The sequence below is a fragment of the Cedecea colo genome, from assembly GCF_011808225.1.
Taxonomy (GTDB): Bacteria; Pseudomonadota; Gammaproteobacteria; order Enterobacterales; family Enterobacteriaceae; genus Dryocola; species Dryocola colo.
The window spans coordinates 180,291-203,964 of the sequence record NZ_SOYS01000009.1 but is presented as its reverse complement, the minus strand read 5'-3'; the positions used below and the strand labels follow the sequence as shown (position 1 = coordinate 203,964).

The 23,674-nt window shown below is 51.9% G+C and carries 26 protein-coding genes, 1 tRNA gene and 1 pseudogene; 9 read left to right on the top strand and 19 right to left on the bottom strand.

From position 1 onward, the window contains the following. Positions 1-155: 155 nt before the first annotated feature. Positions 156-1,264 (bottom strand): IS3 family transposase gene (locus E2L00_RS17820; protein WP_420808865.1). Its coding sequence is split into 2 segments (ribosomal slippage): positions 156-1,003 and positions 1,003-1,264, totalling 1,110 coding nucleotides; the frame shifts between segments, so codons are not numbered across the junction. 65 nt (positions 1,265-1,329) lie between these two features. Between E2L00_RS17820 and pilV the strand changes: the two genes are divergently transcribed. Beyond that, positions 1,330-2,556, top strand: a complete 1,227-nt coding sequence (gene pilV, locus E2L00_RS17815; protein ID WP_167614066.1) for a shufflon system plasmid conjugative transfer pilus tip adhesin PilV — start codon at positions 1,330-1,332, stop codon at positions 2,554-2,556. Positions 2,557-3,031: 475 nt separating this feature from the next. Here the strand turns inward: pilV and E2L00_RS21880 are convergent. The 3 genes and pseudogenes from E2L00_RS21880 to mtfA all read right to left on the bottom strand — a co-directional run. Beyond that, positions 3,032-3,100: pseudogene (locus tag E2L00_RS21880) on the bottom strand (DUF4102 domain-containing protein); the annotation flags it as partial. 179 nt (positions 3,101-3,279) lie between these two features. After that, a tRNA-Asn gene (locus E2L00_RS17805) sits at positions 3,280-3,355 on the bottom strand. Between the two features lie 100 nt (positions 3,356-3,455). After that, on the bottom strand, positions 3,456-4,253 hold the full coding sequence (mtfA, locus tag E2L00_RS17800; RefSeq protein WP_167614064.1) for a DgsA anti-repressor MtfA: 798 nt from the start codon (positions 4,251-4,253) through the stop codon (positions 3,456-3,458). A gap of 294 nt (positions 4,254-4,547) precedes the next feature. Here mtfA and drpB point away from each other — a divergent pair, with 294 nt between their 5' ends. Beyond that, positions 4,548-4,814 carry a cell division protein DrpB gene (gene drpB / locus E2L00_RS17795; protein ID WP_167614062.1) on the top strand — a complete coding sequence of 89 codons (267 nt, stop codon included), beginning with the start codon at positions 4,548-4,550 and terminating at the stop codon, positions 4,812-4,814. A gap of 64 nt (positions 4,815-4,878) precedes the next feature. Then, positions 4,879-5,574 (top strand): phosphohydrolase, encoded by a 696-nt coding sequence (locus tag E2L00_RS17790; protein WP_167614060.1) that lies wholly within the window; start codon positions 4,879-4,881, stop codon positions 5,572-5,574. On the opposite strand, the gene E2L00_RS17785 is transcribed toward E2L00_RS17790, so the two are convergent. Beyond that, positions 5,571-6,188 (bottom strand): DUF2238 domain-containing protein, encoded by a 618-nt coding sequence (locus E2L00_RS17785; RefSeq protein ID WP_236127774.1) that lies wholly within the window; start codon positions 6,186-6,188, stop codon positions 5,571-5,573. The genes E2L00_RS17790 and E2L00_RS17785 overlap by 4 nt on opposite strands. Before the next feature lie 278 nt (positions 6,189-6,466). Next, the gene (locus tag E2L00_RS17780) at positions 6,467-9,394 is read right to left on the bottom strand and encodes an autotransporter family protein (RefSeq protein WP_167614056.1); all 2,928 of its coding nucleotides are present in this window, start codon (positions 9,392-9,394) and stop codon (positions 6,467-6,469) included. A gap of 191 nt (positions 9,395-9,585) precedes the next feature. Between E2L00_RS17780 and E2L00_RS17775 the strand changes: the two genes are divergently transcribed. From E2L00_RS17775 to E2L00_RS17765, 3 genes are all read left to right on the top strand, one after another. Then, entirely contained in the window at positions 9,586-10,476 is an 891-nt protein-coding gene (locus E2L00_RS17775; protein WP_167614053.1) for an alpha/beta hydrolase family protein, read from the top strand. Between the two features lie 274 nt (positions 10,477-10,750). After that, a complete protein-coding gene (locus E2L00_RS17770; RefSeq protein ID WP_167614051.1) occupies positions 10,751-12,163 on the top strand; it encodes a DNA cytosine methyltransferase in 1,413 nt (470 codons plus the stop codon). 12 nt (positions 12,164-12,175) lie between these two features. Next, complete coding sequence (locus E2L00_RS17765; RefSeq protein WP_167614049.1) at positions 12,176-12,676, top strand: very short patch repair endonuclease; 501 nt, start codon at positions 12,176-12,178, stop codon at positions 12,674-12,676. Here E2L00_RS17765 and yedA read toward each other — a convergent pair whose 3' ends face one another. Continuing rightward, on the bottom strand, positions 12,677-13,594 hold the full coding sequence (yedA, locus tag E2L00_RS17760) for a drug/metabolite exporter YedA (protein ID WP_167614047.1): 918 nt from the start codon (positions 13,592-13,594) through the stop codon (positions 12,677-12,679). It abuts the gene before it with no gap. Between the two features lie 166 nt (positions 13,595-13,760). Between yedA and E2L00_RS17755 the strand changes: the two genes are divergently transcribed. Together E2L00_RS17755 and E2L00_RS17750 are read left to right on the top strand one after the other, a co-directional pair. Then, on the top strand, positions 13,761-14,681 hold the full coding sequence (locus E2L00_RS17755; protein ID WP_420808864.1) for a DUF808 family protein: 921 nt from the start codon (positions 13,761-13,763) through the stop codon (positions 14,679-14,681). Between the two features lie 92 nt (positions 14,682-14,773). Further along, positions 14,774-14,956, top strand: coding sequence for a YodC family protein (locus E2L00_RS17750; protein ID WP_167614041.1), 183 nt, complete (start codon positions 14,774-14,776; stop codon positions 14,954-14,956). A 64-nt stretch (positions 14,957-15,020) separates the two neighbouring features. Here the strand turns inward: E2L00_RS17750 and E2L00_RS17745 are convergent, their stop codons facing one another. Next, positions 15,021-15,836 carry a mannosyl-3-phosphoglycerate phosphatase-related protein gene (locus E2L00_RS17745; protein ID WP_167614038.1) on the bottom strand — a complete coding sequence of 272 codons (816 nt, stop codon included), beginning with the start codon at positions 15,834-15,836 and terminating at the stop codon, positions 15,021-15,023. A 282-nt stretch (positions 15,837-16,118) separates the two neighbouring features. Beyond that, positions 16,119-16,352 carry a YodD family peroxide/acid resistance protein gene (yodD, locus tag E2L00_RS17740; RefSeq protein ID WP_167614035.1) on the bottom strand — a complete coding sequence of 78 codons (234 nt, stop codon included), beginning with the start codon at positions 16,350-16,352 and terminating at the stop codon, positions 16,119-16,121. A gap of 130 nt (positions 16,353-16,482) precedes the next feature. Between yodD and dsrB the strand changes: the two genes are divergently transcribed. Then, positions 16,483-16,674: a protein DsrB gene (dsrB, locus tag E2L00_RS17735; RefSeq protein ID WP_201279479.1), complete on the top strand. Its 192-nt coding sequence runs from the start codon at positions 16,483-16,485 to the stop codon at positions 16,672-16,674. A gap of 134 nt (positions 16,675-16,808) precedes the next feature. Here dsrB and rcsA read toward each other — a convergent pair whose 3' ends face one another. The 10 genes from rcsA to fliJ form a co-directional block, all read right to left on the bottom strand. Then, positions 16,809-17,432, bottom strand: coding sequence for a transcriptional regulator RcsA (gene rcsA / locus E2L00_RS17730; protein WP_167614028.1), 624 nt, complete (start codon positions 17,430-17,432; stop codon positions 16,809-16,811). 373 nt (positions 17,433-17,805) lie between these two features. Continuing rightward, the gene (gene fliR / locus E2L00_RS17725; protein ID WP_167614025.1) at positions 17,806-18,591 is read right to left on the bottom strand and encodes a flagellar biosynthetic protein FliR; all 786 of its coding nucleotides are present in this window, start codon (positions 18,589-18,591) and stop codon (positions 17,806-17,808) included. After that, positions 18,588-18,857, bottom strand: coding sequence for a flagellar biosynthesis protein FliQ (fliQ, locus tag E2L00_RS17720; RefSeq protein ID WP_121269108.1), 270 nt, complete (start codon positions 18,855-18,857; stop codon positions 18,588-18,590). The genes fliR and fliQ overlap by 4 nt, the downstream gene beginning before the upstream one ends. 9 nt (positions 18,858-18,866) lie before the next feature. Next, positions 18,867-19,616: a flagellar type III secretion system pore protein FliP gene (gene fliP / locus E2L00_RS17715; protein ID WP_167614022.1), complete on the bottom strand. Its 750-nt coding sequence runs from the start codon at positions 19,614-19,616 to the stop codon at positions 18,867-18,869. Continuing rightward, the gene (gene fliO / locus E2L00_RS17710; RefSeq protein ID WP_167614020.1) at positions 19,616-19,993 is read right to left on the bottom strand and encodes a flagellar biosynthetic protein FliO; all 378 of its coding nucleotides are present in this window, start codon (positions 19,991-19,993) and stop codon (positions 19,616-19,618) included. Before fliO ends, fliP begins: the two co-directional genes overlap by 1 nt. Positions 19,994-19,997: 4 nt before the next feature. Next, positions 19,998-20,408 carry a flagellar motor switch protein FliN gene (fliN, locus tag E2L00_RS17705; protein ID WP_167614018.1) on the bottom strand — a complete coding sequence of 137 codons (411 nt, stop codon included), beginning with the start codon at positions 20,406-20,408 and terminating at the stop codon, positions 19,998-20,000. Further along, the gene (fliM, locus tag E2L00_RS17700) at positions 20,405-21,409 is read right to left on the bottom strand and encodes a flagellar motor switch protein FliM (protein ID WP_167614016.1); all 1,005 of its coding nucleotides are present in this window, start codon (positions 21,407-21,409) and stop codon (positions 20,405-20,407) included. The genes fliN and fliM overlap by 4 nt, the downstream gene beginning before the upstream one ends. A gap of 3 nt (positions 21,410-21,412) precedes the next feature. After that, positions 21,413-21,880 carry a flagellar basal body-associated protein FliL gene (fliL, locus tag E2L00_RS17695; protein WP_167614014.1) on the bottom strand — a complete coding sequence of 156 codons (468 nt, stop codon included), beginning with the start codon at positions 21,878-21,880 and terminating at the stop codon, positions 21,413-21,415. A gap of 125 nt (positions 21,881-22,005) precedes the next feature. Next, entirely contained in the window at positions 22,006-23,226 is a 1,221-nt protein-coding gene (locus E2L00_RS17690; protein WP_167614012.1) for a flagellar hook-length control protein FliK, read from the bottom strand. Continuing rightward, positions 23,223-23,666, bottom strand: coding sequence for a flagellar export protein FliJ (gene fliJ, locus E2L00_RS17685; protein WP_167614010.1), 444 nt, complete (start codon positions 23,664-23,666; stop codon positions 23,223-23,225). Before fliJ ends, E2L00_RS17690 begins: the two co-directional genes overlap by 4 nt. Between the last annotated feature and the right edge of the window lie 8 nt (positions 23,667-23,674).

Sequence of the window (23,674 nt, the reverse complement as noted above, 5' to 3'; positions counted from 1 at the left end):
GTGAGTGGGTTTGATGGTTCAGTGATCACAGAACCCAGCTATAACGTAATTCGGGTTGACCTGCCCCCAGTATTAGATACAACCCTCAGTTAGTAATGTCGGTTTGTTGACCCTGACCCAAAATATGCTCCAGTCATAATCAGGAATAACCGGCTTCATGTTGGCTGCATATTCTGGCAACCGCCAGACTTCTCAGCGAATTCAGATGGCGTCATCCAGCCCAGTGCAGAATGGGGACGTCTCTGGTTATAGTGTATGCGCCAAGCCTCGATTTTGCACCGCGCATCCTCCAAGGACATAAACCAATTCTCATTCAGACATTCCTGCCGCAGCCTGCCATTGAACGACTCCACCGTGGCATTGTCCGTGGGTGTTCCGGGGCGTGAGAAGTCTATACGGATCCCTCGTTCATACACCCACTTGTCCAGCATTTTTCCTGCAAATTCAGAGCCGTTATCGGTTTTCAGCAATTGTGGTAAAGGGCGTCTGAGCGCAATGGTGTTCAGCATTTCTGCAACCTCGGTTGAGCGCAGATTCTGATCCACGCAGATCCCCAGACATTCGCGTGTGTAAAGATCAATGACCGTCAGCAGACGTAACCGACGCCCGTCAAATAATGCGTCAGAGACAAAGTCCATGCCCCAGACATGATTTGGGTACAACCCCTGAGGCTGGGGTTGTCGACGCTGTGCCGATTTATTCCGGCGTGGACGTTTGAGACGCAGGGAGAGCCCCTGCTCGCTATAGAGCCGATAAATGCGTTTATGATTATCTCGCCAGCCCTCCCGCCTGAGCATGACGTGAACCCTGCGGTAACCATAGTGGACCCGGGTTTCGGTGATCTCCCTGATACGCAGGCGTAGCGCACTGTCGTCTGCCGCCACAGAACGGTAGCGGAAAGAGCTGTGGCTGACCTGAAGCGCAAAACAGACCTGCCTCTCGCTGGCCCCGTAGCGTGCCTGCAGGTCCCGGCCCCACTCGCGCAGGCGTGCCAGCGTCAGTTCTTTTTTGCCAGCACATCCTGCAGCATGGCTTTGTCGAGACTCAGATCGGCAACCAGTTTCTTCAGCCTGAGATTCTCTTCCTCAAGCTGTCGCATGTGTTTCAGTTCTGAAGGGGAAATTCCGCCGTATTTCTTGCGCCACGTATAGAACGTGGCATCGGAAATGCCCAGTTTACGGCAGACCTCAGGCACCGGCGTACCCAGTTCGGCCTGCTTCAGAGCAAAGACAATCTGTTCTTCGGTGAATCGTGATTTTTTCATCGGCACCACCTCCGTTCAGGGAGTGTAGATCATGCCGGAATTCTGTTTCTGAATGGCGCAGGATTTTGGGTCAGGGTCACTATGTTATAGACGGGCTTATTACCACCACCACGCAGTGGAAAGAAGGGGATAAGGTACGTTATGACCTGTTAGGCAAAGCTATGCAAGCAGCGGGCGTTGACAGTGGCATGACGAAAACAACAGATAAAGTTTCCGGATATAGTGGGCAATGGACTGAACAGGCAGCAGATTATAAAAACATTAGCGACAGCGGCTTACTGGCTTACCGTGTGGGTTACAGCAGTGCTCTGTATTCTGTTTATCTTCGCCGTGACGGGACGTTACCTATGACGGGTGATTTAAATATGGGCGGGCGAGATATAAATAACCTTAAAAATCTTTCAGCAACGGGGAGTGCTACTGTAGCAGGGGATGTCAGTGCAAAAAATTTAAATGCAACTGGGAATTCTAAAATTACAGGTACAGTAACAGCGGGATACGCTATTGTTCAAAACTCTTTAACATGGGGAGGCAATACAAAAGGAACATTAGATTCTTTCGGTAATATTAATGCTCAATCTGGATCTATGAATAGTCTTCAAGTTGCTCAAAACATCAATGTTGGCAATCAAATTACCAGTAAATTTGTTACGGGGGATTATGTGTATGCTAATAAAGAAATGCAAAGTCTAAAACTTGTGATTAACGGAGGGACTGCGGGACAAATTTTTAACTCCGGTACTTCTTACCTTGATAATATTTACACCAATCCGGGCGGTAGTATATATAACAACGGGACATTATATACAGGCGGAAATGCTACTTTTAGTGGAAATATCAATGCACAAAAAGGCTTAGATGCTTATGGCGCAATAAATGCAACAGGTAACATTACATCATCTGCTCAGATCAAAGGTGCGACTGTTGTCTCTACTGGCCGAATGACAACAGGGGAGTTCCTGCAGATTAGTGGAACCGCGACGGAAGGTGCTTCATGTTCCCCTAATGGCTTACAGGGAAAAAGCAGCACAGGGGGATTACTGTCTTGTGTAAATTCTAAATGGGCCAGTGCTTCCGGGGCAACAAAAGTTAGTGGCTGGTATATGCAACAATCCTATGTAAATGGTGGTGTTACGACCAGTTCTACCTGTGTTTTAAAAAATTCTATAACAAATGATTGTTCCTGTTCCCCAGGTACAACCGGAAAAGCGATTGCGGTAGATGATTCTGTCAGTGGTAGTAATAGTGGCTCTATGAGCGGTTCTAAAATTTACCTGACTGGCTGTCAATAAAAAAGCATTATGATTTTATTTGATTATTAAAATAGAAGCTATGACAAATGACTAAAAGCTACAAAAACATGAGCGAGAAACAATCATATTCTTTAAGATGTTCGTGCATAAAATAAATAATCATCAATATGGATGCGGCTATAAATTTATATTGACCTGCTTCCCCGTTGATAAAAGAGCCAAGGCTACAAATATGTGATCTACACTTAGGTCATCAAACAATCCTGCCGGGAAACTTCAACCGGAGAGGGAATAATTGCATTTGTTGAACTCCAGATGATTTCTGCTTTTCTAATCACAAATGTTTGTGCTAAGCCCTTTTAAAAAAAGACCAGACGTTGACTTCCCAGCCGTTGCTGACTTAGAGTTCCTGCTTCATCGGAGGGTGTTTTACCACCTCACCTCCACAGGCAGTGACGGCAAGCCCTGCCGCCAATAGGTTACATGCTTTAGTCCGTGAACTTTCAGCATCAATACCGTCAGTGAGCTTTACCGCCTTTTCTGATGGCTTGGCATTTTTTACTTTAGTATCAGTAAGTGGCATGACGTTTCCCTCCGAATGCTGGTAAAAGAAAAACCGAACCAGCGTTACCAGCATTTTTACCAGCAAAGGGGTGTAGCTTCGAGTGTTTTTTAGTGGGCGTGTGTAGACAAACCGGAAGGGATAACCAATTGATAGAAAGCAAAAAACCAGACGTCAGTAGACATCTGGTTTCTTTAAATTGGCTCCTCTGACTGGACTCGAACCAGTGACATACGGATTAACAGTCCGCCGTTCTACCGACTGAACTACAGAGGAATCGTGTGAACGAGACGAATAGTAGCCTCGCGCTTAAATAGAGTCAACGGTTAAAATAACATGTTGATTCAAATGAGCAAATTAAAATCAACTTGTCGAATTAATGCACCGTTTTACCGCCAGATTCATGAGGGTTTTCGTTTCTGCGCAGGCGCTGAAGCGGGTCCTGACCATAGAACATGCGAAACCGCTGGTAAAGGGATGAGAAGCGCGGCGCAAACAGCTCTGGCGCACTAAAGAAATATTCTGAAAGCACCGCGAAGCATTCCGCAGGTTCGGTCGCAGCGTAAGCATCAATACTGACGGCGTTCTCACCCACCAGATCGATTTCGTCCTGAATGATGTTCATGGCGGCATGAAGATCGTGTTCCCATGCTGCAACGTCCCGCAGGGCAATCAGCGGCACGCCGCTTGCGCGATCGCCATTGCGCATATCAAGCTTATGGGCGACCTCATGGATAATCAGATTAAAACCCGAGGCGTCAAAGGAGTCTTGCACATCCAGCCAGTTCAGTACGACGGGCCCTTGCTGCCAGCTTTGCCCTGACTGAACCATACGCTGGTTATGCACCAGACCAATATCATCCTGCCATTCGTCATCCACCACAAAAGGAGCGGGGTAGACGAGTATTTCATGGAAACCATCCAGCCATTCCAGGCCAAGCTCCATCACCGGAAGGCAGAACAGCAGTGCGATACGGGCACTTTTCAACTCGTCCAGTTCGAAACCCTGCAGCGGAACCAGCCGTTTTTGCTGTAAAAAACGGTCAGCAAGACGGATAAGTTTTTGTTGTTCAACAGGGGTGAGCGCTGCCAGCACGGGAATAGCGAAAGCCTGCTCCCACGGCAAAGCTGCGACAGTGGATGAATCACTTATTTTCCAGGGCCACTTAATCATGTTTCTTGCTCGCAAAGTCATCGTTTGAACAGAACTGAACATACCGGGGAGATTCTTGCCGAGCCATTATTCAAGCACTTAATAAAAATCACTTCAACGACAGGAGTCACAAGTGCGCCGGGCCCGCACAATTATTTACATTGGCTGTTTTTAACTCACTTATATTCTTCATTTATATGTTTCAGACAAAAATCATCGTTCTGGCTGTTGATTTGCCATAAAGATGTGATAAAAGTCACGTTATAAGGACGGTAACACCACCGTCATCCCTGTGTTTTTTGAGCTGAGATGGCTATGTCGAACGTTAAGGATGCGCAACCAACCCGCACGCCGGGTGGAAAAATAGCGCTGTGGCTGTTTTATGGATTTTGTTTCTATATTGTCTGGGCGCTGGCGCGCTACTTTTGGGTCGTCAGCGGCGTTACTGGCGGCGATATGGGTTCGTTGGGCGGAAAATTGCTGGGGGCGTTAATGGGATTGCTGGTGCTGGGTTCGGTGGCCGCGGTGCTTGGCTGGGTTGCCTGGTTTACGCGCCCGCGCAGCGATTATCATCGCGAATAAAATGTCGGCCACCAGGGCCTGTACTCATACAGATGCGGAGTTTACAACGAAACGAGGAGTACATATGCCGATAGCCCGCTGGCAAGCGCGTTTTGAACAATACCTGCAAGGCAACTGGCTGCAGGATGATAAAGCGCATGATGTTGCGCATTTTCATCGCGTCTGGAAAACAGCTCAGCGGATTATGGAAGGCACGGAAGCCAATCGTTTAGTGGTGCTTACCGCCTGTTATTTTCATGACGTTGTAAATCTGCCTAAAAATCATCCGGAGCGTCATCTGGCCTCTGCTCAGGCCGCTCTTGAAACGTTACGTATCCTCGATATCCACTTTCCTGATTTCCCACACGAAATGTATGACGCGGTGGGTCACGCCGTTCATGCCCATAGCTTTAGCGCGGGCATAGCGCCACAAACGCTGGAAGCGAAAATTGTCCAGGATGCCGATCGGCTTGAATCGCTGGGCGCAATTGGTCTTGCCCGCGTGTTTTACACCTCCGGTGCGCTGGGACGCCCGTTGTTTGATAGCGAAGATCCGCTTGCCGGGCAGCGTGAGTTAGACGACACCCGCTATGCGCTCGACCATTTTCAGCAAAAGCTGCTGAAACTACCGCAGACGATGCAAACCGAAGCGGGCCGCGAGCTGGCCCGCCACAATGCCGATTTTCTGGTGCATTATATGGCAAAGCTGTGTGCCGAACTAAAAGGAGATTACCATCACCTCGACCACGGCGTGATTGAACGGTTCTCTCCTCTGCGCTAATCGCGTTGTTGTAAAAGGCTAGTAAGCTGACGTTGATGATAACCCGCCAGAAAGATGACCGTGGTAAGCGCACCCAGCAGGGCGCAAAACATATCCGACTGGGTATCCCACGGATCGCCCTGAGTACCGAGGAAAAGGTCGGCGCCCTGGCCCAGCGCCAGCGCCACCCACCACTCAATGAGCTCATAAAAGGCGCTGATCGCCAGCGCAATGCAGCACACCACGAACCCAGGCATTTTGCGCCCGCGCACGTACTGGCCTCGAATAAGGATTTCTCTGGCTGCCAGCGCCGGAACCAGCCCCTGGAAAAAATGGCCGAGTTTATCGTAAGGGTTGCGGCTTAGCCCAAGCCAGGCCTGCACGTCAAAACCGATCGGCACTTTGGCGTAGGTGTACTGACCGCCAATCATCAGGATGATGGCGTGAAAAAATATCAGCGTATAAAGCAGCGGTGTTAACGAATAGCGCGCATAGGTGGCCCACAGTATGGGCACGACGATCGTCACCGGCGTGACTTCCATCAGCCAGGTTATTTTGTCCCCGGCATTGATGCCGGTCCAGACGAGGATCGTCAGCAAAACCAGCGCTGCGCTTTTTAAGAGAGTGGAGGTCATAAGGTTTCGCATGTCGCCAAAACCCTTACTATCTGTCGGATACGGCAGAAATTCAAATGTGCAAAAAAACGGGGCCTTAATGGTCCCGTTGAGACTGATGACAAACCTCATAACGTAAGAAGTTCAGAAAGATGTCATCATAAAATTAACAGGAAAATCAATTGATTGATTTTCGACAGATAACCACAAAGAAGGAAAAATCACGCTTTTTCCTTCTTTGTCAACAAGCTAAATGGGGCCTTAATGGCCCCGTTGCGTATCGCTTTTGTTCAACTCAGTTAGAACATCTTGCGTAAACGCAGGCTGAAGGTATGTGCCTGGTAACGCTCGCCCGCCTGCAGATCGTAACGTGCGTCGAGGCTCAAATCGTTAGCGTCATACAGGGTGCTGCCGATAGCCACGCCAGCCATATCCTCAACCGGTGCGACACCTCTGGAGGTGAAACTCGTTTCGCCAACGGTGTCGGCAGCGTAGGTTGCGGTGCTGCGGGTTTCGTTGTTGTCGTACTGATGAATCCATGACACCTGAGCGTACGGCGTCAGGTTACCCAGACCGGTGTCGAAGGTTTTTTCCAGCCGTGCGCCGATATTGCTCTCTACAGACTGCGTATGGCTTGAACTCACGTCCAGCGCCATGCCGTTGCCACCGGTTTCATTGTAGCCGTCAACATGCTGATAGCTATAAGCCAGGGCAGCCAGCGGCGTGACAATCACTTCAGCAGGCAGCGTGAGTGGATAACCGAATTCACTTTGCAACGTGATAGACTGACCGTTGAATTTACCCTGAGCGCTACCGGAGAAGCCGGTGAAGTCTGCGCGGCGGATAGAATCATAGTTCTGACGGTTAACGCCGGCAGACAAATTCACATACCACGGATTACCGGTGTAACCTGCATAGCCAATCAGACCGTAGTTATCGGCGGTCGAGGTGTTGCCGCTCAGGTTATCTTTACCGTGAACAGAAGTATTGCTGTAGTTAACCGCGCCGCCTACGCGCCAGTTGTCGCCCAGCGCACGGTCAGCACCGATGATCAGACCACCGAATTTCGCGCTGTAGCCGCTGACATTGCTGGTGCTGTCCTGACGGGCATAACCACCGAACGGCTGACCCCAGAGGATCCAGTCGCTGTAGGCATCACCCGTTGATACGCCGCTTAAGCCCGCCGTTTGCGGATTGCGGGCGGTGTCCATATGAGTGGTAACAACAGACATGGCCGTCATGGTTGCAACGTTAGTCGCGGTGCTGGTGTTAATATTCTGGCTCGCAGAGAGACGCTCGCCCACACGGTTTGCTTCTTTTTGGTCTGCAATCGCCAGCGAGGCGTTATACAGCTCAAGCAACTGCGGAGAAATGCCCGAATAGTGGCCCAGGCCGCCCAGCGCTGCCGTGGCGTTCGGAATGGTTGCCCAGCCCGGTTTGGCGGTTGGTTCCGGCGTTGTTGGCGTGGTCGGCGCGGTTGGTGTCGGGTCGGAAGTCCCTGGCGTTGTCGGGTCCGTTGGTGCCGTTGGATCCGGGTCCGGCTGAGTCGGCGTCACTGGCGTTGCCGGATCCGTTGGCGTCGTGGTTGGCGGCGGCGTGACAGGTTCTTGCAGCGTCACAACCAGCGCGCTATGACCGTCCGCGTTATAGGTTGAACCCGTTGCTGCACCAGCATAACCCGCGGCCTGGTAGCGTAACTGACCCGCATTGTAATTAGTATCGGTGCTGTTAGCATCGATGACTACATAGCGCTGACCGGCGGCGAACTGGTATGTATTACCGGTACGGGCCAGGCTAACGCCTGAACCTGCGTCAATGTTCGCAGAACCGCTCACTATCAGACGGCCATAGCCGGTATCGGCAGAAGAGCCGTTAGCCACCGCCGTGTCAGCGACGCCGACGATCAGTGCCGCATTGCTGCCCTGATGATAGTTACCGGTAATTTCGATGTTGTTGTTGATTTGCAGCGATGCCGCATTGTTATTGACGGTTCCGTTGGTCATGATATGGTCATCAAGCAGCAGGCGGCCCGTGCTGAAAATCACATCGCCGTTCAGATTTTCGATTTGCCCAACGCCATTAATGCCGGTCAGAATACCGGCTTTGTCATTGCCGCCTTCGATGATTAACGGCAAAGAGCTGGAATTTGAAATATTACCTTTAATGATACCGCTGTTGACGATTGTCATAGGCGTGGCGGAGGTATTACCGTAAGCGCCATTGCGGATGGCGTAATTATTGCCGGTAATCCTGCCGGTGTTAACGATATTAACGGATGTATCCGTATTACCGTAATCATCATTGTAAATAGCGTAGGTAGCGCTGCTAATCAACCCGTTATTAACAATATCACCGTTAGCAGTATTAATGGAGTTGTTATTGTAATGGTTATTATAAACACCCACAACAGCGCCGCTGATTTCACCATTATTGGTGAACGTACCAATCGCACCCTGGTTTTGCACGGCAATGTAATTGCTGGTAATAGTACCATCGTTGATCAGCGTGTTAATTGTACCTTGGTTAAGTACGGCTGATTCGTTATAGTTGTTACTGGAGTTGTTGCTATCAATCAGACCGGTATTATTAAATGTAGCGATAGTACCCTGATTTAACACTGCGGCAGTCTGGTAATAATAACCTGAACTATTATTATTCATGCGAATGGTGCCAGCGTTATTCAGTACATCAATTTGGCCGGTGTTGTTGATCGCCGTATAACCATCGATCGTACCACTCTGTGTATTCGTCAGGCTGTTAATGACTCCGGCGTTGTTAATAGCAGCGCTATTTGAACCGGTATAGAGGTTGTTCGTTGAGCCGGTGATAGTACCGCTATTCACCAGCGCACCGACTTGACTTGTTACACTGAGATAAACGGAATCTGCGGCATTCCCGTTGCTTCCAATCACACCCGAGTTGTTAATGTTATCAATAGATCCGTCAACGTTCAGCGCAGAAGAGTCAGTGCTGGTAATAATACCGGCATTTTCCAGCGTGCCGACGAGCACGTTCTGCATAACGGAAAGCGCAGGCATCTGTTCACCGGTGACGGTGCTCAGATCGGTTATGTGAATGGAGACATAATCGTTAGAGATCTGAATGTCTGACTGAGAGGCGGTTATGGTATAGTCGCTCACCGCGAGGGCCGGCGTTGCCAGCAATCCCTGCGCAGAGGTTAATGCCACCAGCAATGTGCCATGCTGGCTGATACGTGATTTCTTCATGGTGTTCCGTCGCGATGTTGCTTAATCAATTAATGTACAGGTTTGAACCGGGTTCAGACTAATCTGATTCCATTCCGGCGCAGAATATACATTTGGTTGCAAAAAACAATAAGCTCCGTTTAATTATTTCTTCTGGTAACCATCAGGTTTTCAAGTGTTCGGCGATTTGCGTCACGTTTTGAGGAAATTAAATGCGACTTTTCAATAAACCCGTCATCACCTGGTTATTGATTGGTATGCTTTTTTTTCTTAGTGGCTGTGTGGGGCAGGATCCATTTGCGCGCGATAGCACACTTGCGAAAAAAATGGGTCTGAACGGTGAAAATTTACAGGCGGGCAGATTTACGCTTGCCGCCTGGCAGCGAATCGCACCGCCAGTGACATTACTACGGGTCTACATTGAGGGCGACGGGTTTGCCTGGAAGAGTCGCTCGCGTCCATCAGACGATCCCACGCCGCATAACCCCGTTGGCCTGATGCTGGCGATGGCCGATCCTTCTGATAACGTGCTTTACCTGGCACGTCCTTGCCAGTTTGCCGGAGTGCCCTTGCCCACAGCCTGTACGCCAGCCTGGTGGACCGATAAGCGTTTCTCAGCGTTAGTTATCGAGTCGATGAATAACGCGCTCAGTCAGGTTGTGCAACGCTACCCCGGGGCGAAAATCGAACTGGTAGGGTATTCCGGCGGTGGGAACATTGCCGCGCTGCTGGCGGCCCAGCGAACCGATGTACAGTCGCTGCGCACGGTGGCCGGTAATCTTGACGTTGCCTATATCAATACGCTGCACCGGGTTTCAGCGATGCCTGACGCCGTCAATGCCATCAATATTGCTCCGAAGCTTGCCGCGATGCCGCAGATTCATTTCAGCGGTGGTGCGGATGATACCGTGCCTCCTGCAGTGGCCAAACGCTTTCAGCGCGCGGCGGGAACACGATGCGTGCAGGTTGAAACCGTGCCCGGTATGGCTCACGGTTCTGACTGGGCCGCTATCTGGCCGAGATTATTGCGAAAGAAGATAGGGTGCGGGCCCGAGCGTAAAATACCTGTACAGAATGTGCAAGGCAGCGTCGGTTCTAATTAAAAGGACCGTATTTTTTATGACGCTATTTTGTTAGCTGCGTTAAAAAATATATAACAACCTCGTTATGAACTGCGCACAGAAATATCTGATACGAAACAGAATCTTTTTAAAGCTAAATTTTGTGGCCTCTGAAATATACCCTGGACAATTATTGCGCTCCCGCATCCAATAATAAACGCTTCAGGATACAGGCGTACTGTATACATAAACAGATCGCTATGCTAGGGTTCAATCCGTGATTAATCATCACACATTCAACCCAGATGGAGTTAGCATGCAAGTGTTACAGCCGGTTATTGATGAACTTATTGAGCAGTCACGGGACGCAGATAACCATAAGCAAGAAGAAGAACTGTGCCTTTTGAAAAAGGTTCTGGAGATCTATGACCAAAAGGTCGTGGCAGAGGTATTACGTGCCGTCAGCGGCAGTAACTGGACGCGTGAAACCATCAATCGCTGGGTAAATGGCAAACTGACAAATAAGCGACTGGTCGATGTTGAAATAAAAATGCTGAAGGGCATGCTGCCTTCTCCACCCGCCCATCACGGGAAATACGCGTTTCGTTTTATCGATTTATTTGCCGGTATCGGCGGTATCCGCAGCGGGTTTGAAGCGATTGGCGGACAGTGCGTGTTTACCAGCGAGTGGAATAAATACGCGGTAAGAACCTATAAAGCCAACTGGTACTGCGATCCCGACCAGCACAAATTCAACGAAGATATTCGCGATATTACGCAAAGCGATCGCCCGGATCTTAGCGATGAGGAAGCCGCGGCGCATATCCGGGCGACATTGCCGGAACATGACGTTTTGCTGGCGGGATTCCCGTGCCAGCCGTTTTCCCTTGCTGGCGTGTCGAAAAAGAATGCGCTGGGCCGCGCCCACGGTTTCGCCTGTGAAACACAGGGCACGCTGTTTTTCGACGTGGCTCGTATTATTGATGCAAAGCGCCCGGCAATTTTTGTGCTGGAAAACGTCAAGAATCTGAAGAGCCACGATAAAGGCAATACCTTCCGTATCATTATGGAAACGCTTGCTGGCCTGGGCTATGAAATTGCCGATGCGGCCGTTACGGGCGCAAGCGATCCTAAGATCATCGACGGGAAGCATTTTTTACCGCAGCACCGCGAACGTATTGTGCTGGTGGGTTTCCGCCGCGATCTTAACCTGCATCAGGATTTCACGCTGCGTGCGCTGGATGCTTTATACCCGCAGCGCCGCCCAACCTTTGGCGAGCTGCTTGAGCCAACGGTGGATGCCAAATACATCCTCACGCCTACGCTTTGGAAATACCTTTATAATTACGCTAAAAAGCATCAGGCAAAAGGCAACGGTTTTGGCTATGGCCTGGTGGATCCGGCTAATCCAGCGAGCGTGGCAAGAACGCTTTCGGCACGTTATTACAAGGACGGTGCCGAAATTCTGATTGACCGTGGATGGGATAAAGCGCTTGGCGAGCTGGACTTCAACGATGCGGAAAATCAGGTGCGCCGTCCGCGTCGTTTAACGCCGCGTGAATGTGCCCGGCTGATGGGTTTTGAGACGGTAGAGGGAAAACCCTTCCGTATTCCGGTTTCGGACACGCAGGCTTACCGCCAGTTTGGCAACTCGGTTGTGGTTCCTGCCTTTGCCGCCGTGGCGAAACTGCTGGAAGAGAAGATTAAGCTGGCGGTGAAAAAACGCTAAAAGGAGAGAAAGATGGCTGATGTACACAGCAAAGCCGTGCGCAGCAAAAATATGCGCGCTATTGCCACACGCGATACGGCCATCGAAAAGCGTCTGGCGGGCTTGCTCACTGAATGCGGATTTGAGTTTCGTGTGCAGGACGAGCAGCTTGCCGGTCGCCCCGATTTTATTATTGATAACCATCGCTGCATTATCTTTACCCACGGCTGCTTCTGGCATCATCACACCTGTTATCTGTTCAAAGTGCCCGCCACGCGCACTGAATTCTGGCTTGAGAAAATTGGTAAGAACGTTGAGCGCGATAAGCGCGATATCCGGCGTCTGCTGGGGAAAGGCTGGCGCGTGCTGCTGGTCTGGGAATGTGCGCTAAGAGGGCGTGAAAAGCTCAGCGATGGGGCGTTAACGGAAAGGCTGGAAGAGTGGATTTGCAGCGGTGGTCACCATGCGCAGATCGATACGCTCGGCATTCATGAACTTCATGACGACGGGTGGCAAACGCCACCCGCGGGCTGATTACTGCTCTGTTTCACACGCTTTCACTACCGGCTTTGGGGGCAGCAGATATTTCCCCAGCGTCACCAGCACAACCGCGAAGATAATCACGCCCAGCGCCAGCCATTCGACGGAAGACAGGCTTTCGCCAGCGAATCCCGTCCCGAGAAGCACGGCCACGACAGGGTTAACGTAGGCGTAGCTGGTCGCCACCGCAGGAGCGACATTGCGGATCAGGTACATATAAGCGCTGATGGCAATAATCGAGCCGAACAGCGCCAGATAGCCTACGGCCAGCAGGCCTGCGGTTGTTGGCATGGCGCTCAGGCGTTCGCCCGTAGCCGCGCAGATGCAAAGCAGCACAATACCGGCGGCCAGCATTTCAATCGCACCGGCCATCAGCCCGGCCGGCAGTTCAATGCGCGAGCCATAGACAGAGCCAAACGCCCAGCTCAGGGAGCCAATCAGGATAAGCCCGGCGCCCCAGGGATTGCCGCTCAGGTTTCCGCCGCTATTAAGTAGCACTATCCCCGCCAGGCCAATCGCGATGCCCAGCCATTCAAGCTTGCGCGTTGGGATGCCGAACAGGCGGCTAAAGCACAGGGTAAACAGCGGCACGGTGGCAACCATCACCGCCGCAATACCGGAAGGAACGTGCTGATGTTCCGCAACGGTCACAAACCCGTTGCCCACGGCGAGCAACAGCACGCCAATCAAGGCGGCATTTAGCAGAGGCTTTATTGCCGGTAGTTTATGCCCCCGCAATAACAGTACGCTCAGCAAAAGCACGCCAGCGCTTATAAACCGCACGCCCGCCATCATAAACGGCGGCCAGCTTTTCACCCCGATAGCGATAGCGAAATAAGTGGATCCCCAGATGATATACAGCGCAAAAAGCGCTGCTGTCAGCGGTAATAGTTGACCTGAACGAACGCGCATACTTCCTCACGGCCTGCGGTGACAAGCTCAATAGTTAACGTTAAAACTATCCGCCTGGCGAGGATTTTAATTGTTATTGTTTTGTTAATTTTCGTTGACACAGGCTTTTAATTTTCGTGTGCCGGGTTTTGCTCCATACTAAAAAGCAACGTAACGAAAAAGGATAATGATTTTGGCCGGAAGTAGCTTATTAACGCTCCTTGATGATATTGCCACGCTGCTGGACGATATCTCGCTGATGGGAAAGGTGGCGGCAAAAAAAACCGCTGGCGTATTAGGAGATGATTTATCGCTCAATGCCCAACAGGTTTCTGGGGTGCGCGCTAACCGCGAGCTGCCGGTAGTATGGGGCGTGGCGAAGGGATCGTTTCTCAATAAACTTATTCTGGTGCCGCTTGCGCTGGTTATCAGCGCTTTTGCGCCCTGGGCGATAACGCCGCTATTAATGGTTGGCGGTGCGTTCCTGTGTTTTGAAGGCGTTGAGAAGGTCATTCACAGTTTACATGCCCGCAAACACAAGGAGACGCCTGCAGAGAAGAAAGCTCGTCTTGATGCCATCGCCGCGCAGGACCCGATGGTTTATGAAAAGGATAAAGTTAAAGGCGCTATACGCACCGATTTTATCCTCTCGGCCGAAATTGTTGCCATTACGTTGGGCATCGTGGCGGATGCGCCGCTACTGAACCAGATTGTAGTGCTTGCAGGTATCGCGATTCTGGTCACCGTGGCCGTATATGGCCTGGTAGGGATGATAGTGAAGCTTGACGACTTGGGCTACTGGCTGGCGGAGAAACGCTCGCAGATTGCACAGGGGTTGGGTAAAGCGCTGCTGTTGCTGGCGCCATGGCTGATGAAGTTTCTTACCATTGTCGGCACGCTGGCGATGTTCCTTGTCGGCGGTGGGATTCTGGTCCACGGTATTCCCGCTTTACACCACGCAATTGAACACTGGGCCGAAAAAGCAGGCGGTGTGATTCATCTGCTGGCCCCGACGCTGGTCAATATGGTGCTCGGCTTTATTGTCGGTGCGGTAGTGTTGGCGGCTATAAACGGGATAAACCATCTGCGCGGTAAGGCTGCGCATTAAGAATTTGCATAAATTTGCGCTCAGGAACGGGCAAAAATGCTGCTTTTTGACTATAACTGTAAAAGTTTTCACCCCTGATACCGGAGGCAGTTATGGTCTATGTGGTCAGCGATGAAGTCCAGCCTAAGAATGGTGGCCCAAGGATGATCGTTACCGGATTTTCCAACGGCATGGTGGAGTGTCGTTGGTATGACGGTTATGGCGTAAAGCGCGAGGCCTTCCGTGAGGATGATCTGGCGCCCACGGAGGAAGAGAGGGAACGGCTACAAGGTTGAATGCGAAAATACCCGGCTGCTGACCGGGTATTTTTATGCAGGCTTACTCCGTAAGTAAGCGCGGTTAGCTGGAAGGGATAAAGTAATCCAGGCCTTCCTTCCAGCCCTGCGGACCATAATGGAGGCTATGATAAACCCGCGCAGGGTTATCATTACGCAAAATAACGGGCTCACGGCTGTAACCTTTTACCACCACGGCGTAGTCAACGTTATCAAGCAGCATGGCGTCATTCGGGCCATCGCCCAGGCCGATTGTCGTGTAGGTTTTACCCTCGTTTTGCTGATACTGCTGGTACAGCCAGCGCAATGCCTGGCCCTTATCGCCCTGAACGCCCATCACATGCCAGAAGCGCCCGCCCTGAACCAGCATCAGGCCCAGCTCCGCTATGCGTTCGGCAAAAGCGCTGAACATCTCCTGCGAGTCTCGCCAGATAAAAGCCTCGGAGGCTTCCCTTAGCCGCGCCAGAGCCGCCTGTTTGTGCGTTAGCCCCGTCCATTCAACGAGGGTATTTACATCCACATCCGCAAAGCAGGTGAATTTAAACCCGTACTGGCTACGAAGATTATTGAGCAGGTCCATCAGCTCCTCGTGACGAAAGCCTGCAATCCGCCGTGGAAAGCTTTCGCTGCCGGCCCAGCGCGCATCGAGCTGTATCACCGCGCCATCTTCAGCGATAAACGATTGCCCGATAATACCCAACTCTTTTTGCCATTCAATAATCTCAGCGGCGCTTTTATTGCTGCACAGGACCAGAGGGATATCCTTTTGCCTGAATATGCCCAGCCAGCCGCTCGCGGCTTCCCAACGGTAGGTGTGATAGTCCAGCAGCGTACCGTCAAGGTCGGAGACAATAAGCAGCGAGTCGTGCAAATGTGGCATCGGGATTCCTCAGTAGGATTATTCTTAATTAAATGCCGGGGATTGACGCTTCGGTAAAACGGAATCGTTACCGGAAAGCAGGCGCCTCCGGGGTTTTATGAAGGAAAATTGTGGTGAATATATTGAATGGGAGCTATTCACGCCGAAAATATAACCTTGTTTTACAAAAAATTTGCCGTAATGTGGTTATCGACATCAGATTTCCTGATGTAGCGAATTTCAAATGCTTCTTGCATGAATCATGCTTTTCCATCCCGGCTCCCCGGCCGGGATGTTTTTTCTTTATCTGTTCACTTCACTGACGCTGAAATCGTGGATATCCAGTTCAAAGGCTTCCGCAAGCTCGGTGTAGGTGTGCCATGTGCGTCCGTCGACGCTGACCCGGTGCGGATCCTCTTCATTATCCGCACGCTTCACCTCGCTCTCGCTGATTTCGTTGATCGCCGCCAGCAGGGCATCGACGTCAACCTTGTCCTCACGATGTACCTTTTCGCTGAACGCTTTTGCGGTCTTCATGCCTTATCCTCCTGCAACGCAACAGCCTTAAGTATAGACGGCTTACCAGAATGCTTCGTGCGAGCTTGTGTTCGATGCGAATGGGCGGTTTTTGATCTACACTGGCACAAAGAATCTGGAGGATTTTGCTATGAATATCAACGATCGCGTTACCGTCAAGACCGATGGCGGCCCTCGCCGTTCTGGCGTGGTATTAGCCGTGGAACAGTTCAGCGAGGGGACTATGTATCTGGTCTCTCTTGAGGATTACCCGCTGGGGATTTGGTTCTTTAATGAGACGGGGCATCCTGACGGGATTTTTGTCGAGCAGCTGGAGCAGTAGCCCGGAAAATGGGCCGGGAACTATCCGCTGGATAACGCTTCGCTTATCCATCCTGGGGTGCATTCGCTGGCGGAAAGGGGCGGCATTTATCCAGGTCGGGTAAGCGTCGCGCCACCCGACATAATTTTGGTTACTTAACGCAGATTCACAAAAATGCCGTTGGTGACATTATCGGTGAGCCTTACCACATGGTATATCACTTGCTTATTATGCGTTTTTATTTTGCGCTTAATATTACCCTTATGCGACGACACCGTTTTGGCTTTGATGTTCATTTGATCGGATATCTGGATTGTACCCTGACCGGACATCCACATTTTCAGCATGCTTGATTCGGTGCGACTCAATGAAAGCGTAGGTAAATTAATATGTCCGATGCATTGCGCATTTTTTGCTAAATACTCTTCAAGAATTTCGTCTAGCGATTCCGGCTTAATGGATTTCGAACTGATAAGCAGATTATTTCTGACCAGCAGATATTCATCAAAATGAATATTGGCGATGGCCATGAAAACCAGAAACAGGGTGCCGGGATGCTGATTAATGATCTGCTTAATATGCTGACTGCTTTGCGGGTCGTGAATAAAACAGTCTTCATTAATAAACACCACGCTGGGTGCCTGTGACTGACATGCCTGGGCCAGTTCTTCTACATTCTGAACATCGGTAATTTGTCTTTTTCTTATCCCGCGGCTAGCCAGATAGCCGGTCAACCCCAGCCGGGTGTAACTGCATAAGTCCATAATAATCGTTGACATAGCAAACCCTCACTAAGTGTATTATCCGTTCAGCAACGATACCAGCAGGCCGCCGTGTTGAGCGTCCCCGATTACGCAACTGTCCCCGCCAGCACTTCCGCACATTTCCTTCCATTCAGGTAAAACGGCGAAGAAAAATGCTTTCCAGCCATCGGCTTGAGTTGCAGATAAATGACGCTACGGAAGTATTTTCAGGCGAGATCACTATCCCGTAAAGTTATGTATAATTTGCCAGGAATGTTCTCAAAGTAAAGTGAGTCTTGTGAACTGTGAGATCGGTAAAATCTAATATCCCGCGTCAGAGTTATCCTGGTAAATGTTATTTAAAAAACTTTTTAGGAATATCCTCAGAGAGGCCATAGAGAAAGAGAGGTTAATGCGCAGGAATTTCACTCACTATATCCGCCAGTAAATCAAACATTTCACTAAATAAATGTTCAGCGAAAGGCGCAATTAGCGGCATCAAGGCGGCCATAACCAGCAGGCCAATGGAAAGCGTAACCGGGAAACCAATTACAAATACGGAAAGCTGCGGCGCCATACGGTTTAACAAACCCAGCGCGATATTAAGCGTCAGCAAAAGCGTGATTAAGGGCAGGGCAAGCATCAGCCCATTAAGAAAAATGAGCCCGCCTGCGCGGGTAAGCGCCATAAATACATTGCTATTAATCGCCTCGCCGCCAATCGGCAGCGTATGAAAGGTATCAACCAGCATCGAAATCAGCCATAAGTGGCCGTTAAACGTCAGGAACAGCAGCATCGCCAGCATGTCCATAAAGCGCGCCAGCACCGGCATATTCAGACGGCTTCCGGGGTCGAAGAAGGTGGCGAAGGAAAGCCCCATTTGCAGGCCAATAAGTTCTCCTGCGGTACGGATCACGGCAAAGGCGAACTGCATGGTGAAGCCCAGCATAATGCCGATTAAGATTTGCTGCGCCGCAAGCCAGAAACCCGCGGCCGAGAAAATAGTCACGCCGCTCATCGGCAGCGTCGGGGCGACTATCCAGGTAATCATCAGCGCAAGGCCAATTTTTACCTTTTTCGATATAGAACGTTCGCTGAGGATAGGAGCAGTGCTAATGAGCGCCAGGATACGTATAAAAGGCCAGAAGCCCATGCTCAGTAAGTTCAGCCACTGGTCGCTGTCAACGTGGATCATCCAATCATCGTCGGCAAATTGGTGAGCAGCGTGCGCATATAATCGAGCAGCAGATTGAGCATCCACGGGCCTGCCACAATCATGGTGACGAAGACGGCAAGGATTTTTGGAATGAACGACAAGGTCATTTCGTTAATCTGCGTCGCCGCCTGTAGCATAGAGATAATCAGGCCGGTCACCAGCGCGACCAGCAGCAGCGGTGCCGCGAGCGCCAGGGCAACTTTCATCGCCTCGGTGCCCATCATCATGACCGATTCAGGAGTCATCGTTTCACCTTAACTGTAGAAGCTTTGCGCAAGCGAGCCGACCAGCAGCTGCCAGCCGTCAACCAGCACGAACAGCATAAGCTTGAAGGGCAGGGCAATGGTTGCCGGTGGCACCATCATCATCCCCAGCGCCATCAGCACGCTTGCCACCACCAGGTCGATAATCAGGAACGGAATAAACACGGTGAAGCCAATCTGGAAAGCCGTTTTCAGTTCGCTGGTGACATAGGCCGGGAGCAAAATACGCATCGGCACCGCTTCCGGGCCTTCTATTTCAGGAGTATTAGCCAGACGAGCAAACAGGGCCAGATCCGCTTCGCGCGTCTGTCGCAGCATAAACTCGCGCAGCGGCTGAGCGCCTTTTTCAATCGCTTCCGGCATCTCGATTTTGTTTTCACTGAACGGCTGATAGGCGTCGGTATAAATCTTGTCGAACACCGGCGACATAATAAAGAAGGTCAGAAACAGCGCTAAGCCCAGCAGCACCTGGTTAGGCGGAGCGGAAGGCGTTCCGAGCGCGTTTCGCAGCAGGCCGAATACGATGATGATGCGCGTGAAGCTGGTCATCATCAGCAAAATGGCGGGCAGGAAGGTCAGCGAGGTGATAAACACCAGCGTCTGCACCGGCAGCGACCAGCTCTGGCCGCCGTTTGGCATTGGCTGGCTGACAAGGCCCGGCAGCTGCGCCAGCGCCTGCGGCGTGACAAACAGCAGGCTGACCAGAATACCCATTAACGAGAAGGAGAGAAAACGTTTCATCAGGCTTTCCCGTTACGTTTAAGCAAATTTTTCATCAGGCTCTGAAAATCCACCGGTTCAGCAGGCTGGGGATCGACGCTTGCCGGTGCGGGTGGGAGAGTGTGTAAATGGGTGATTTGTGTAGCGGTAACGCCCAGCACCAGGCGGGCGTCTTCCACATCCACAATCACAACGCGTTCGCGCGGGCCAAGGGTACAGCTGGCGCTGACCTTAAGCCCTTTTGTGCTGCCGGTTTTGCCGGACAGACCAAACCGTTTAGCCAGCCAGGCCGCCAGCAAAATAAACAAAATGATTGCCGTTAATGCGCCGCTCACCTGCACTAACGGCGAGCCGGAACTGACGGCGGGTTGCTGCTGAACGGTGGTCTGGGTTTTCATGCTGTTAACGACTCAGGCGGCGCATACGTTCCGATGGCGTAATGATATCGGTGATACGCACGCCGTATTTATCGGCCACGACCACGACTTCACCCTGCGCAATCAGATAGCCGTTGATCAGGATATCCAGCGGCTCACCGGCCAGGCCCTCAAGCGCCACCACGGAACCCTGCGACAGGCGCAGCAGCTCTTTAATGGTCATGCGGGTACGGCCCAGCTCTACGGTCAGCTTGACCGGGATATCCATAATCAGGTCGATGTCCTGCATCGAACCGACGACATCGCTGCCTTCAAGCGCGCGGAACACGCTATCCGCGCTGCTTTTGCCGGCGACTTTTTGTTCGTTCAACGCATCAGCCCACAGATCGTCCACGGAGCCTGCATTGTCGTCGGACGGTTGATTAATATCACTCATTTGGGCTGTTCCTCATTCAGCGAATTCAGTATCGGGTTGATCAAGTGTTCGACGCGCAAGGCGTACTGGCCGTTTAGCGTGCCGTATTGACTGGTCAACACCGGTACACCATCGACATGCGCAAGAATGCGATCCGGCTTGTCGACAGGCAGCACGTCGCCAGGTTTTAGTTTTAGTATTTGTGACAGCCTGAGCGGGATATCGGCGAAGTTCGCCACCAGTTCCAATTCAGAATGCTGCACCTGACGCACCAGCGTATCGCGCCAGCTTTGATCTTCCTGACGGGAGTTTTCCAGCGGGGGATTCACCAGCATTTCGCGCAGCGGTTCAATCATGCTGAACGGCAGGCAAATATTGAATTCACCGGTCAGGTTGCCGATTTCCACATGGAAAGGCGTATTCACCACGATGTCGTTTGGCGATGTCGTGATGTTGGTAAATTTCACCTGCATTTCGGAGCGCACGTATTCCACGTCAAGCGGATAAATGGCCTTCCATGCGTCGCTGTAAGCCTCCAGCGCCAGCTTCAGCATGCGGTTGATGACACGCTGTTCAGTATGGGTAAATTCACGGCCTTCAACTTTCGTCGGGAAACGGCCGTCGCCACCAAACAGGTTATCTACCGCAATAAACACAAGGCTTGGCGAAAAGACGAACAGGCCGGTGCCACGCAGCGGTTTCAGATGCATCAGGTTGAGGTTGGTCGGCACCGGAAGGTTACGCGCAAACTCGTGATACGGCTGAATGCGGATCGCGCCAACGGTAATATCCGGGCTACGACGCAGTAGGTTAAACAGCCCCATACGGAACTGACGAGCAAAACGTTCGTTAATAATCTCCAGCGCCTGCAGGCGTTCACGCACCACACGACGCTGGGTATTAGGATCGTAGGGGCGAATGTTGGTTTCACTTACTGCCCCAGCAATCGGTTCGTCGCTGCTGTCGGCGTCGCCGTTTAGCAGCGCATCAATTTCAGCCTGTGAAAGAATACTGTCGCCCATGATCTACCGCAAAATAAAGGCGGTATACAGCACGTCGCTGACCACCTGTTGAGGTTGACCGGCAACCAGAGGCGGCGCCAGCGTATTTTTAATCGCCTCTACCAGTTTCTGCTTGCCTTCATCGGTGGCAAGGGCAGCCGCGTCCTGGCGGGAAAACAGCAGCAGCAGGCGGCTACGGACTTCCGGTAGGAACTCGCTCAGACGCTGGCGAGTCGCGTCATCTTTCAGACGCAGCGTGATGCCGACGTACAGCACGCGATCCGCATCGCCAAGATTGACGGTAAAGGTATCCAGCGCAAAAAAGACCGGCGCGGGCGGCGGCACTGGCTTGTCAGCCTGAACGCTGGCGGGATGTTGCTGCATTCTCCAGTAGCTGTAACCTGCGGTAGCGCATGCGGCAAGGGTTATCAGGACCAGTAACGGCATCCAGATGGAGCGCCTGCGGCCTTTGGTCTGAGCTAAGTCGGTCATATCACGCGTTGTTCCTGTATCGGTACTGCTTTATGGGGCGATTATCCCGCGTTGCCCGGCGATCAAAGCCTGGAAAACACGGGATATTTGGGGTTACCTCTGCCGTTTACACCTTGTTGCACTTATCAGGCGAAAATGTCCACGGCGTTATTACCCGAAGCAAGGCGCTGCACGCTGGCAGGAACGGCGAGAGATTCAGCCTCGCCGCCCAGAGAAGGGAAGCTGCCCGCGGAGCGTTGTGATTGCTGTTGCTGCTGGCCTGACTGCTGCTGTTGCTGAGCAAAACTTTCGCTGCTGATGCTGCTCTGACCAAGCTGGATACCGCTTTCCGCAAGGGCGGTGCGTAACGCAGGCAGCGTCGCTTCCAGTGCGGCACGCACGTGGCTGTGCGGAGAGGTCATCTGAAGCTGCGCCTGGTTATCGTCAAGCTTGAGGCTTATCTGGATTTGGCCTAAGTCTTCCGGATGCAGACGCAGCTCGGCGCTTTGCTGGCCCTGACGGGTGAACAGCGTCACGTGCTGGCTTACCGCCTGTTGCCATTCCTGGCTTCCCAGCTGGGCGCTAATCTGCGGCGCAACCGGCGTGGCGATATTTGTGCTCACCGGCGTGCTGACCGTTGCGCTGCTGATGGTCGGCGTACTGACCGTCGGCGTGGTGTTATTGCTGATAGCGTTGTCGCGGCTGTCTTTATCAACGGCAATGACCGGCAGCGTGCTGTCATCTGCTACCTGATTTGCCACAGGCGCAACGGATTTAGCGGCGGTTGTCTGGGTTTTACCGGTAATGCTCAGGCTGTCATCGGCGCGGCCAGCCGTGTTTTTTTGCTGCACGCCGTCGCTCGCCAGTAATGCGTTCAGTGGTGAAGCTTCGTCTGTATCTTTACTGACCGTCGAGGTTAGCGTTGTAGCAGGCGTCGAGGTATTCTGCTGTGGCAGCATGGCGAAGAGGGCGCTTAACGCCTGCATATCAGCGGTGCTCAAATCGTGCGTGGTTTCTTGCGCTGCAACGGCCTGTCCACTTTTATCCGCTCCGGTGGCTTTACCCACGTTTGCCAGCAGGGCGGAAAGCGCTTCAGGCTGGTCCATATCCAGCTTATTGAGCAAGTCTGCGAGCGTTGTTTTGCCCGCGGCGGCGTCCTGCGCATTAAGATCCTGGCCGGTGGCTTTGTTCAGCGTGGCGCTTAGCGACAGCGTTTCGCCGCCTTCAGAAGTGACCAGACCCGGCAGCGCCTTGCTGAATAAATCCAGGAAACCGTCGCTCAGACCTTTCTCGCCCGTGGCCGCAGTTGCGGTAGTCAGGCCGCTGTCGGCATCGGCGGTTATATTTAACGGGGGCAGTTTGATCATTCGCCTTTCCTCATTGTCGCCCGCTGGGCATATTCATCCATCTGTTTCTGATCGAGCCGGTTTTCAGCAAGCAGCATTTCGGTGGCTTTACGGTCCCGCAGGGTTTGCCAGGCCTGCAATCTTTTCTGTTTTTCCTGCCAGAAGTTCAGCGCCTGGTCGACCTTATTGGTCCAGGCGCTGAGCTGCTGACGGTGCTGATCTATGGCTTTTTCGAGCGTCTGGATAAACTGCTGGTAGTTTTGCCAGCGGGTGCTCGCAATCCCCTGGCTCATGCTGTTGTTCAGGTTAGTGCTGTACTCAAACTGATAGTTAATCAGCATGTTGAGCTGCTCTTCCGCCTGTTGAAACCCTTTGCGCATTTCGCCTAAACGTAGCGCCGCATTCTCCACCTCTTTCTCGGCGAGATCGTGCAGCGTTTCCAGTGCTGTGCTTTGGCCCATAGTTACCT